Origin of the sequence: Kitasatospora sp. NPDC051702 (genome assembly GCF_040681575.1) — a bacterium.
Taxonomy (GTDB): Bacteria; Actinomycetota; Actinomycetes; order Streptomycetales; family Streptomycetaceae; genus Kitasatospora.
This window is the reverse complement of record NZ_JBFAZB010000048.1, coordinates 25,622-37,048: the sequence shown is the minus strand read 5'-3', so window position 1 is coordinate 37,048 and position 11,427 is coordinate 25,622. Positions and strand designations below refer to the sequence as shown.

General features: G+C 75.0%; 10 protein-coding genes. All 10 read left to right on the top strand.

Going from position 1 to position 11,427, the window contains the following annotated elements:
* The first annotated feature begins 9 nt into the window (after positions 1-9).
* On the top strand, positions 10-765 hold the full coding sequence (locus tag AB0N04_RS31030; RefSeq protein WP_360214078.1) for an alpha/beta fold hydrolase: 756 nt from the start codon (positions 10-12) through the stop codon (positions 763-765).
* A gap of 299 nt (positions 766-1,064) precedes the next feature.
* The gene (locus AB0N04_RS31025) at positions 1,065-2,609 is read left to right on the top strand and encodes a tryptophan halogenase family protein (RefSeq protein ID WP_360214080.1); all 1,545 of its coding nucleotides are present in this window, start codon (positions 1,065-1,067) and stop codon (positions 2,607-2,609) included.
* Positions 2,610-2,638: 29 nt separating this feature from the next.
* Complete coding sequence (locus AB0N04_RS31020) at positions 2,639-3,904, top strand: cation:proton antiporter (RefSeq protein ID WP_360214082.1); 1,266 nt, start codon at positions 2,639-2,641, stop codon at positions 3,902-3,904.
* Positions 3,901-4,407: a flavin reductase family protein gene (locus AB0N04_RS31015; protein WP_360214084.1), complete on the top strand. Its 507-nt coding sequence runs from the start codon at positions 3,901-3,903 to the stop codon at positions 4,405-4,407. The genes AB0N04_RS31020 and AB0N04_RS31015 overlap by 4 nt, the downstream gene beginning before the upstream one ends.
* Positions 4,408-4,454: 47 nt before the next feature.
* Complete coding sequence (locus AB0N04_RS31010; RefSeq protein WP_360214086.1) at positions 4,455-6,158, top strand: 2-isopropylmalate synthase; 1,704 nt, start codon at positions 4,455-4,457, stop codon at positions 6,156-6,158.
* A 36-nt stretch (positions 6,159-6,194) separates the two neighbouring features.
* Positions 6,195-7,616 carry a PLP-dependent aminotransferase family protein gene (locus AB0N04_RS31005; RefSeq protein WP_360214088.1) on the top strand — a complete coding sequence of 474 codons (1,422 nt, stop codon included), beginning with the start codon at positions 6,195-6,197 and terminating at the stop codon, positions 7,614-7,616.
* A 59-nt stretch (positions 7,617-7,675) separates the two neighbouring features.
* Positions 7,676-8,698 carry a 3-oxoacyl-ACP synthase gene (locus tag AB0N04_RS31000; protein WP_360214090.1) on the top strand — a complete coding sequence of 341 codons (1,023 nt, stop codon included), beginning with the start codon at positions 7,676-7,678 and terminating at the stop codon, positions 8,696-8,698.
* Entirely contained in the window at positions 8,695-8,976 is a 282-nt protein-coding gene (locus AB0N04_RS30995; RefSeq protein ID WP_360214092.1) for an acyl carrier protein, read from the top strand. The genes AB0N04_RS31000 and AB0N04_RS30995 overlap by 4 nt, the downstream gene beginning before the upstream one ends.
* A gap of 64 nt (positions 8,977-9,040) precedes the next feature.
* Complete coding sequence (locus AB0N04_RS30990; RefSeq protein WP_360214094.1) at positions 9,041-10,183, top strand: acyl-CoA dehydrogenase family protein; 1,143 nt, start codon at positions 9,041-9,043, stop codon at positions 10,181-10,183.
* Positions 10,180-11,415, top strand: coding sequence for an HAD-IIIC family phosphatase (locus tag AB0N04_RS30985; protein ID WP_360214096.1), 1,236 nt, complete (start codon positions 10,180-10,182; stop codon positions 11,413-11,415). The genes AB0N04_RS30990 and AB0N04_RS30985 overlap by 4 nt, the downstream gene beginning before the upstream one ends.
* The last annotated feature ends 12 nt before the right edge of the window (positions 11,416-11,427 follow it).

Genomic DNA, 11,427 nt, shown 5'->3' with positions numbered 1-11,427 from the left:
GGGGAACCGGTGAACGACCAACCCTGGCTGGTGGTCCCCCGGCCGCGCCCGGAGGCCACCCGGCGGCTGGTCTGCCTGCCGCACGCCGGCGGCAGCGCCGGGTTCTACCGGCCGTGGGCCAACCACCTGTCGGCCACCGTCGAGCTCCAGCTCGTCCAGTACCCGGGGCGCGAGGAGCGGGTCGAGGACCCGTTCGTCGACGACGCGGCCACCCTGGTGGAGCAGTTGACGCGGGCCCTGCTGGAGACCGACCGCCCGGGCGTAGAGACGGTGGTCTTCGGGCACAGCATGGGCGCGCTGCTCGCCTACGAGACGGTGCTCTCGCTGCAGGCCCACGGGCTGCCGGTGGCCCGGCTGGTGCTCTCCGGCTACCCGCCGCCGCCGCAGACGGCGGGCGGGCCGGCGGCCCCGGTCGGCCCGAGGAGCGACGAGGACCTGCTGCGGACGGTGGCCGGCCACGGCGGCACCCAGATGTCGATCTTCGACGACCCGGACATCCGGGAGATGGTGCTGCCGATCCTGCGCAACGACTACCTCCTGATCGACTCCTACCGCTCGGCCGGGCCCCGCCCGGTCGAGTGCGGGATCGTGGTCCTCACCGGGGACTCCGACGTCACCGTGACCCCGGAACGGGCCCGCGGCTGGGAGGCGCTGGCCGGCAAGGAGTTCGCCTGCCACGTGCTGCCCGGCGGGCACTTCTACCTGACCGCGCAACGGGCCCGGGTCATCTCCCTGCTGCACGACCACCTGCTGGACCGCGGCTGAGCCGGCCGCCTGCTGCACGACCACCTGCTGGACCGCGGCTGAGCCGGCCGCGACCCGCCCCCGCCGAATTCCGCGCGTTCCGCGGGATCCGGCGAGTTCGCCGACGGATGGCACCCGGCACTATCGGGTCGCCATCCGTTCGGCATGCCCGGAATACCCCCGCGAAGGCCGGGGCGCGCTGGAGTGCGTGTTTCCGCTGAGGCTTAAAAGCCTGTTTCCGGCGGCTCCGCTGCCGGAGGATTTCGAGCCATGGGACAGCCCGGGGCTCCGGGTTGAACGACCGGCTGAGAGGGTCAGGAATGCTTGGCAACGTCGTCATCGTCGGCGGTGGGACATCCGGTTGGATGACCGCCTCGTACCTGCGCGCCGCATTCGGCGATCGGATTTCCGTCACGCTGGTGGAATCCAAGCGAATCAAGACCATCGGGGTCGGTGAGGCGACCTTCAGTACCGTCCGGCATTTCTTCAACTACCTGGGCCTGCCCGAGCACGTGTGGATGCCCAAGTGCAATGCCACCTACAAGCTCGGCATCCGATTCGAGAACTGGCGGCGCAAGGGCCACTACTTCTACCACCCCTTCGAGCGCCTCCGGGTCGTCGACGGCCTGCCGCTCACCGACTGGTGGCTGAACAGCCGCTCCGGCGACCGCTTCGACCAGGACGTGTTCCTGATGGCCGCGATCTGCGACGCCGAGCGGTCCCCGCGCCACCTGGACGGCACCCTCTTCGAGCAGGAGTTCAAGGAGGGCGCCGACACGGCCGACCGCAACACGCTCACTGAGCAGGACACCCAGTTCCCGTACGCCTACCAGTTCGACGCCTCGCTGCTCGCCGACTACCTCTCCGAGTACGCCACCGAGCGCGGCGCCCGGCACATCGAGGACGACGTCGTCGAGGTCGTCCAGGACGAGCGCGGCTGGATCAGCGGCGTGCGCACCAAGGAGCACGGCCTGCTCGAGGGCGACCTGTTCATCGACTGCACCGGCTTCCGCGGCCTGCTGATCAACCAGACCCTCGAGGAGCCCTTCGACTCCTTCCAGGACACCCTGCCCAACAACCGCGCGGTGGCGCTGCGCGTCCCGGTCGACATGGAGAAGCGGGGCCTGCGCCCCTGCACCACCGCGACCGCCTCGGACGCCGGCTGGATCTGGACCATCCCGCTGTTCGGCCGCATCGGCACCGGCTACGTCTACTCCGACGAGTACACGACGCCCGAGGAGGCCGAGGCCACCCTGCGCGCCCACGTCGGCCCGGACGCGGAGGCCCTGGAGGCCAACCACATCCGGATGCGGATCGGCCGCACCCGCAACGCCTGGGTCAACAACTGCGTCGCCATCGGCCTGTCCAGCGGCTTCGTCGAGCCCCTCGAGTCGACCGGCATCTTCTTCATCCAGCAGGGCATCGAGGAGCTGGTCAAGCACTTCCCGGACGCCGACTGGAACCCGGCGCTGCGCCGCTCCTACAACCGCACGGTGGGCAACACCATCGACGGCGTGCGGGAGTTCCTCGTCCTGCACTACAAGGCCGCGGCCCGCGCCGACAACGCCTACTGGCGGGACGCCAAGACCCGCGTGATGCCCGACGGCCTGGCCGAGCGGATCGAACTGTGGCAGGCCAAGCCGCCGACGGAGAACACCATCTACCCGCACTACCACGGGTTCGAGTCCTACTCGTACCTGGCGATGCTGCTCGGCCTCGGCGGCGTGGAGCTCAAGGCCCCGCCGTCCGTCGCCCTGCAGGACTCCACCCGGGCGGAGAAGGAGTTCCAGCTCCTGCGCGACCAGTCCGCCGAGCTCGTGAAGCGCCTGCCCAGCCAGTACGAGTACCTCGCCCAGATGCACTGACCCGCCGGAGCCCCGAGGAAGGAGGCACCATGGACAGTCTTCCGTACGTACCGGCCGCGGTGACGCTCGCTCTGCTCGTCCCCGCGGCACTGCTCGGACGCCGGCTGGCCAAGCTGTTGCGGCAGCCTGAGATCGTCGGCGAGATCATGGCCTGCCTCCTGCTCGGCGCGCTGCTGGCGAGTCAGTGGGACTGGAAGCCGGCCGGCATGGACGGCGGCGCCGTCCTGGAGAAGGCGGGCCACCTCGGCCTCGCGCTCTTCCTGGTCGGCGCCGTCCACGAGATCAGGGCCGGCGGCAGCCGGCTCGGCGGCCGGACCATCGCGCTGACCGCCGCCGGCTCCCTGCTGCTGCCGCTGGGCTGCGGCGTGGCGTTCGCCGCCTGGGTGCTGGCTGACGGCTCGCCGGCCCTGCGCGGCGACGCCCCGGCCGGGGTCCTGGTCCTGATGCTGGCGATCGCCCTCGCCGTCACCGCCGTCCCGGTGCTCGCCGGCATCCTGGACGACCGCGGCATGCTGAACACCGCGATCGGCCGGCTCTGCATGGCGGTCGCGGTCTCCATCGACGCCGTCACCTGGTCGATGCTGGCGATCGCGGTCGGCCTGGCGCACGGCGGCGGGAGGATCACCCCGTACGCGGTGTTCGCCGTCGGCCTGCTGGTCGCCTGGGCGATCCGGCGGGCGGGCGCCGCACCGGTGCCCCGGGCCTGGGCCGAGCGGGTCCCGGTCGCGGTGCCGATCGGGCTGACCGCCGCCGCGGCCGTCGCCGCCGCGCTGACCACCTCGCGGCTGGGCCTGACCGACGTGCTCGGCGCCGTGCTGGTCGCCCTCGCCCTGCCGGGCGACGACGGCGCCGGCCCGTGGACCAGGGCCGCGCACACCGTCGGCGGCTGGGGGCGGCTCGCGCTGCCGCTGCTGTTCACGGTGACCGGCATGGGCCTCGCCTCGGCGCCGCTCAGCGTCTTCTCCTGGCAGGCCGTCCTGCTCTCGGTGGTGCTCGCGATCCTCGGCAAGCTGGTCGGCAGCTACGCCGGTGCGCGGGCGGCCGGCCGGCCCCCGGTCGAGTGCATGAAGATCGCGGTGTTCCTCAACGCCCGCGGCCTGACCGAACTCGCCGTCCTGCAGGCCGGCTACCAGGCCGGGATCCTCACCCCCGCGCTGTTCCTCGCGCTCGTGGTGATGGCCCTGTTCACGACGGCGCTCAGCGGCCCGCTGCTGTGGGCCATCGACCGGTTCACGGCGCCCGAGGCCGCCCCCCGGACCGCGGAGCCGGCCGTCCCCTACCCCGTCGAGCGGTGAGCCACGTGGAACTCGTCACCTCAACCCCCTCCGACTTCCGGACCTTCATGTCCGGCTTCCCGAGCGGCGTCTCCGTCGTCACCTCGCTGGACGACGCCTCGCGCCCGTGGGGCATGACCTGCTCCGCGCTGTGCAGCGTCACCGTCGACCCGCCCACGCTGCTGGTCGGCATGCGGGCCGAGAGCCCGACCCTGCGGGCCGTGCTGCGCAGCGGCGCCTTCGCGGTGAACCTGCTGCACGCCGACGGCCGCGGCACCGCCGAACTGTTCGCCTCCGGCGACCCGGACCGCTTCGACGCCACCCCCTGGCGGCTGCCGCCCGGCGCGGGCGGACCCCACCTGGTGCGCGACGCCCACGCGGTGGCCGACTGCCGGGTCAGCCAGCTGGTGCCCGTGGGCGGCCAGCGGATGGTCTTCGGCGAGGTCGTCCGGATCACCGAACTCAGCGACGCGCCGCCGCCGCTGCTCTACGGGAGGCGACAGTTCAGCACCTGGACCGCCTGACCAGAGGGTTCCCACCCGACCCCCGAGAACACCGTTGTGGAGGAGAGATGACAGCTCAACCCACTGACGCGGACACCCCCCGGCGCGCACCCGCCCGCGACCAGGGCATCCAGCGCCACAGCGCGATGCCGGTCCGGAAGTACCGGCCCTACGAGGCGGTCGGCCTGCCCGACCGGACCTGGCCGGGACGCCGCGCGGAGCGCGCCCCGCTGTGGTGCAGCGTCGACCTGCGGGACGGCAACCAGGCCCTGACCGACCCCATGGACACCACCCGCAAGCGGCGGATGTTCGACCTGCTGGTCGGGATGGGGTTCAAGGAGATCGAGGTCGGCTTCCCCACCTCCTCCCAGGACGACCACGCCTTCCTGCGCCACCTCGTGGACACCGACGCCATCCCGGAGGACGTCGTCGTCCAGGTGATGACGCCGATCCGCGGCGACTTCATCGAACGCACCGTCAAGGCCCTGGAGGGCGTCCCCCGCGCCGTCCTGCAGATCTTCAACCCCACCTCGGAGGCCCAGCGCCGGCTGGTCTTCCGCAAGGACCGCGCGCAGATCACCGCGATGGCCCTGGACGGCGCCGAACAGGCCCTCAAACTCCAGGACTCCATCCCCGGCACCGAGATCTACCTGCAGTACGCGCCCGAGTCCTACACCCAGACCGAGCCCGACTACGCGCTCGAACTCTGCAACGCCGTCCTCGACTTCTGGGCCCCGCGGGCCGCGCACACGCTGCGGATCAACCTGCCCTCCACCGTCGAGGTCTTCCCGCCGCAGGAGTTCGCCGACCGGATCGAGTACACCCACCGCAACCTGCTCCACCGCGAGCGCACCATCCTCTCCGTGCACCCCCACAACGACCGCGGCAGCGGCGTGTCCGCCGCCGAACTCGCCGTGCTGGCCGGGGCCGACCGGGTCGAGGGCACCCTGTTCGGCAACGGCGAGCGCTCCGGCAACGTCTGCCTGGTCACCCTGGCCATGAACCTGTTCTCGCAGGGCGTCGACCCGATGCTCGACCTGCGCGACATCGACGGCGTCCGCCGGATCGTCGAGAGCTGCAACCAGATGCCCGTCCACGCCCGCCACCCGTGGGCCGGCGACTTCGTCTACACCTCCTTCGCCGGCTCCCACCAGGACGCCATCGCCAAGGGCCTGCGCGCCCGCGAGGAGTCCGGCCAGGACACCTGGGACGTGCCCTACCTGCCGATCGACCCGCGCGACATCGGCCGCGACTACCAGGCGCTGATCCGGATCAACACCCAGTCCGGCAAGGGCGGCATCGCCCACCTGCTGCGCACCGAGTACGGCATCGAACTGCCGCGCCGCCTCCAGATCGACTTCGCCTCCGAGATGCAGGCGGTCTGCGAGGAGATCGGCGGCGAGATCACCGGCGACCAGCTGTGGAGCCACTTCGTCGAGCGGTACGTGGCGCTCGGCACCGAGGCGGTGCCCGGCCTGCCCCGGCCCGAGCCGCTGGCGGCGGAGCCTGGCGGCGCCCGCTGGACGGAGGCGGCCGCCGCGGCCGTCGCCGGGTACGGGCTGGACGCCGTCGTCCAGGGGCTCACCGTGGACCGGGCCGGCGCACCGCTGAACGCCGTCACCGCCGCCTTCGAGATCGTCGTGGACTCCCGCTCCCACTGGGGGGTCGGCATCGCCGACGAGGAGGGCGAGGCCGTCGGCCGGGCCGTCCGCGCCGCCGCCCTGCGGGCGCTGCTGGAGACCGAGCCGGCCGGCGTGTCCGGAGCCCGCTAGCGAGGCCGCCGAGGGCGGGGGAGGGAGGGGGCGCAGATGCCCTGGAACACCTTGATCGACGTGGCGCGGGAGGACGTGCTCCCGCTCACCGCCCAGATCCGGGACGGCATCAAGCGGGAGATCGCCGAGGGGGCGCTGCACCCCGGCACCCGGCTGCCGTCGAGCCGTCAGCTCGCCGAGGACCTGCGGGTGTCCCGCAGCGTCGTCGTCGAGGCCTACGGGCAGCTGGTGGCCGGCGGCTACCTGGAGGCCACCCGGGGCTCGGGCACCCGGGTCGCCGCCCACCTGGACCGCGGCACCCGGCCGCCGACCCTGCTGAGCGACGCCCGCCCCGCCCCGGTGGTCCGCTGGGACCTGCGGGCCGGCGGCGCCGACGCCTCCGCCTTCCCGCAGCGCGAGTGGCTCGCCGCCTACCAGCGGGCGGCGCGCCGGCTCGGCCCGCGCGACCTCGGCTACCCGCCGGTGTCCGGCGTCCCGGCGCTGCGCGCCGAACTCGCCCGCTACCTCGGGCGGGCCCGCGGCGTGCACACCACCCCGGAGCACGTGATGGTGGTCTCCGGGTTCGCCCAGACGCTCGGCCTGGTCTGCGCCACGCTGCCGCGCACCGGCCTGGCCGCCCTCGCGGTCGAGGACCCGTGCCACCCGCAGCAGCGCCAGTTCATCGTCGAGTCGGGCCTGGACTGCCCCTCCGTCCCGGTCGACGAGCACGGCATCGACGTGGCCGCCCTGGCCCGCACCGGCGCCCGGGCCGTCCTGGTCACCCCCGCCCACCAGTTCCCCACCGGTGCCGTGCTCAGCGCCGAGCGGCGGGCCGCGCTGGTGCGCTGGGCCGAGGACGTGGACGGCTGGATCATCGAGGACGACTACGACGGCGACCTCTGGCTGGACCACGGGCGCCGGCCCACCGCGCTGCAGCGGCTCGCCCCGACCCGGGTGCTCTACGCGGGCACCGCGAGCAAGTCGCTGGCCCCCGGGATGCGGCTGGGCTGGCTGGTCGCCCCGCCCCGGCTGCGCCGCCGGCTGGAGGAGGTCCGGGCCCAACGCGACCTGGGATGCGACGTGTTCACCCAGCACGCGTTCGCCGAGGTGCTCGACAGCGGAGAGCTCGACCGGCACCTGCGGCGCCAGCGGGAGCGGCTGCGGGCCCGCCGGGAGGTCTTCCACGAGGCCGTCCGGCGCCGGCTGCCCGGCGCCCGGATCACCGGAGCCTTCGCCGGCCTGCACGCCTACGTCCAGCTCCCGCCGCGGGTGGACGAGGCCGCGCTGGTCGCCCGGGCGCTGCGCCGCTCGGTCCTGGTGCGCGGCGCCCGCAGCTACCACCACCGCTCCTGGCAGGCCGGCCCCGCCCTGGTCGTGGGCTACGCCGGGGTGCCCCGCAGCGGGGTCGCCGAGGCGGTGCGGGAGCTGGGCGAGGCCTACGCGCAGGCGGCGGCCGACGGCTGCCTGCGCAGCGCGTAGGGCCCGCCCGGCTCCACGGGGACCGGGCACGACGGACGACGGAGAGTGAGGAGGACCCGATGGTGACGACGAGCCCGGGCGGCGCGCCCGCCCCGCTCGCGGTCCGCGCCGCGGCCTGGCACCTGCCGGAGCACCGGGTGCCGGTCGGCGAGCTGGCCGAACGCGAGGGCCTGGACCGCGAGCGCAGAACCGTCCTCGCCGGCCTCGGGATCGACACGGTGGCCGTCGACACGGGGCTCGGCGCCACCGCGATGGCCGAACGGGCCTGCCGCGGCGCGCTCGCCCGCGCCGGTGTCGCCGCGCAGGACCTGGGCGCCCTGGTCGTCGTCGAGTCCCGCGCGCCCGAGACGCTGATCAGCTCCGAGGTCACCAGGCTGCAGGCCCGGCTGGGCGCCGACCGGGCCCTCGCCTTCGGCGTCGGCGGCCTCGGCTGCGTCTCGCTCGGGCCGGCCCTGCTGGCCGCCCGGGGCCTGCTCGCCGCCGACCCGGACCTGCACCACGTGCTGGTCGCCCACGCCTCCACCCCGGCCACCCCCGGCCGCTACCGGCACCCCGTCACCGTCAACGGCGACGCCGGCCAGGCCCTGCTGCTCGCCCGCACCGGTCCGGTCCGGATCCTCGACCTCGTCCAGGAGACCAACGGGGCCCACTGGGACCTCTTCCGGGTCGACTACCGGGACCGCCCCTGGGAGCAGTGGCGGGAGGAGTGCCGCGACCTGCCCGGCTACTCCTTCCGGCTCGCCGTCGAGACCAGGAACCGGCTCGCCGCGCTCCTGGCGGGCCTGCTGAAGCGGCACGGCCTCGACCGCGCCGACGTCGCGGGCTACGCCAGCCAGAACCTCTCCGCGGGCGGGCTGCGCTTCCTGGAGGAGTCGCTGGACGTCGAACTGCTGCCGGAGTGCCGGGAGAACCTGGCCCGCTACGGCCACCTCGGCCCGAACGACGTCCTCCTCAACCTCTGGACGGCGCTGGCGAACCGGCGGCTGGCCGAGGGCGACCGGGTCGTGCTGGTCAACGTCAGCCCGGTGGCGGCCTGGAACCTGCTGCTGGTGGAAATCGGACCCTGGGAGAGCACCGCGTGACCGACACCGCAATCGAGATACGGGAGTTCCTGACCGTCGCCCTGCGCCGGCCGGTGGAACCGGACGAGGACTACTTCGCCCTGGGCCTCGCGGACTCGCTGTTCGCCCTGGAGCTGGTGGTCTTCGTCGAGGAGCGGTTCGGGATCCGGATCGAGGTGGAGGACCTCGAACTGGACAACTTCCGCACCGCCGAACGGATCGCCGCGCTGGTCGCGGGCAAGCACGGCGGGCCCGCCGCGGGCGACGAGACGGGCGCCGGCCGTGCCGCCCGCGGCTAGCGGCGCCCGGCCGGCCGGCCCGGACGCACCGCGGCCCGCGGGCGCCCCGGGGCTCCCCGCGGCCGTGCCGGACGTCCCCGCGGCCGTCCCGGACGTCTCCGTGGTGGACGCCGCCGCCGACCTGGCCGCCGCGGTGCGCGAGGACGCCGGCCGCTGGGACGAGCGGGGCGCCCTGCCCGACGAGGCGGTCCGCGCGGTCGCCGCCGCCGGGCTGCTCGCACCCGACCTGCCGGCCCGCCACGGCGGAGCCGGCGCCACGCCCGTCCAGCTCGGCGAGGCGGTCGCGCACCTGGGCGGCGTCTGCGGCGCCCTGCGCGCGCTGCTCACCGTCCAGGGCATGACGGCGGCCGCCCTGCTGCGCTGGGGCAGCGCCGCCCAGCGCGAGCGCTGGCTGCCCGCCCTGGCCTCCGGCGAGCGGCTCGCCGGCTTCGCCGCCACCGAGCGGGAGGCGGGCAGCGCGCTCGCCGAGGTCGGCACCCGGATCGAGGACGACGGCGAGCAGCTGGTGGTCACCGGCGCCAAGCGGTGGGTGACCTTCGGGCAGAGCGCCGACCTCCTGCTGGTGCTCGGGCGCACCGCCGCCGGCCCGACCGCCGTCCTGGTGGAGGGCGACCGCGCCGGGATCGGCCGCGAGCCCGTCGCCGGCCAGCTCGGCCTGCGCGCCGCGCGGATCGCCCACCTCACCTTCGACCGGGTGCGGGTGCCGCGGGAGAACCTGGTGGCGCCGGCCGGGGCGGGCCTGACCCACACCGCGGCGGTGGCCCTGGACCACGGCCGCTTCACGGTGGCCTGGGGCTGCGTCGGCATGGCGGAGGCCTGCCTGGCGGACGCCGTCGAGCACGCCGTGCGGCGGGTCCAGGGCGGGGTCCCGCTGGCCGAGCACCAGCTGGTGCGCTCCCTGCTCGCCCGCTCGGCCGTCGACGCGGCGGCCGCCCGGGCCCTGGCCGAACGGGCCGCCCAGGCCCGGGCCGGCTCGCCGCTGGGCGCCGTCACCGAGACGGTGGCCGCCAAGTACGCGGCGGCCGGGGCGGCGAAGGCGGTCGCCGACCGGGCCGTGCAGGTGCTCGGCTCGGCGGGCTGCGAACCGGGGGGCCGGCCGGGCCGGTTCTACCGGGACGCCAAGGTGATGGAGATCATCGAGGGCAGTCCGCAGCTGGCCGAACTGCACCTCGCCGACCGGCTGTTGCGCCGGGCGGTGCGCCGATGAGCGCCCCGCGCGGGGCCACCGCGCCGGGCGGCGGGGCCGGGCCGGAGCGGCCGACCGTCAAGGTCCTGGTCTGGGACCTCGACGACACCCTGTGGGACGGCACCGTGCTGGAGGGCGACGACCCGGCGCCGTTCCCGGCCGCCACCGCCGCGCTGCGGGAGCTGGACGGGCGCGGCGTGCTGCACGCCGTCGCCAGCCGGAGCGACCGGGCCGCCGCCACCGCCCACCTGGAACGGCTCGGCCTGCACGAACTGTTCACCGTGCTGGAGGTCGGCTGGGGCCCGAAGTCCGGTGCCGTGCGGCGGATCGCCGAGGCGATCGGCATCGGCCTGGACACCGTCGCCTTCGTCGACAACGACCCGGTCGAGCGCGCCGAGGTGGCCGCCGCCCACCCGGAGGTGCGCTGCTACCCGGCCGAGCAGGTCGGGGCGCTGGCCGGACTGCCGGAGTTCCGGCCGCCGTTCGTCACCGCCGACGCCCGCGAGCGGCGGCTGCGCTACCGGGCCGAGGCCCGGCGCGCGCAGGCCGGGGGCGAGTACCAGGGCACGCCGCAGGAGTTCCTGGCCTCGCTCGACCTGACGCTGACCGTCCGGCGCGCCGAGCCGGGCGACCTCGCCCGGGCGCACGAACTCACCGTCCGTACCCATCAGTTGAACACCACCGGCCGCACCTACGACCTGGCGCGGCTGCGGGCGCTGTGCGGCTCGCCGGACCACCGGGTGCTGGTCGCCGAACTGACCGACCGCTTCGGCGACTACGGCACGATCGGCCTCGCGCTCAGCGAGCGCATCCGGTACGCCGCGGGGGAGGGCCCGGCCGAACCGGCGGAGCTCCTGCGGCTGCTGCTGCTCTCCTGCCGGGTGATGTCCCGGGGCGTCGGCCCGGCGCTGATCGGCCACGTGGTGCGCAGCGCGCTCGCCGAAGGGCGGCGCCCCCTGGCCGAGTTCGTCCCGACCGAGGTCAACCGGGTGATGCTGGTCAACCTCCGCTTCGCCGGGTTCACCGTGCTGGGCCCGGCGGAGGAGGGGCGGCTGCTGCTCGGCTACCCGCCGGCCGCCCCGCCGCCCCCGCCCCCGGGCCACCTGCGGCTCATCACCCCGGCGCCCGCCGAAGCCCCGGTGCCCGCCGAGACCCCGCCGCCCGCCGACACCCGGGGGCCCGCCGAATCCTTGCGGCCCGCCCCTGCCGGCCCCGGGCCGGCGGCCCGCCCCGAACCCCCGGCCACGCCGTGACCAGGAAGGACA

Bases quoted from the DNA above. Each gene is read 5' to 3' on its own strand.
- AB0N04_RS31025 (WP_360214080.1), top strand. From the start codon at position 1,065: ATGCTTGGCAACGTCGTCATCGTCGGCGGTGGGACATCCGGTTGGATG.
- AB0N04_RS31020 (WP_360214082.1), top strand. From the start codon at position 2,639: ATGGACAGTCTTCCGTACGTACCGGCCGCGGTGACGCTCGCTCTGCTC.
- AB0N04_RS31010 (WP_360214086.1), top strand. From the start codon at position 4,455: ATGACAGCTCAACCCACTGACGCGGACACCCCCCGGCGCGCACCCGCC.
- AB0N04_RS31005 (WP_360214088.1), top strand. From the start codon at position 6,195: ATGCCCTGGAACACCTTGATCGACGTGGCGCGGGAGGACGTGCTCCCG.
- AB0N04_RS31000 (WP_360214090.1), top strand. From the start codon at position 7,676: ATGGTGACGACGAGCCCGGGCGGCGCGCCCGCCCCGCTCGCGGTCCGC.
- AB0N04_RS30985 (WP_360214096.1), top strand. From the start codon at position 10,180: ATGAGCGCCCCGCGCGGGGCCACCGCGCCGGGCGGCGGGGCCGGGCCG.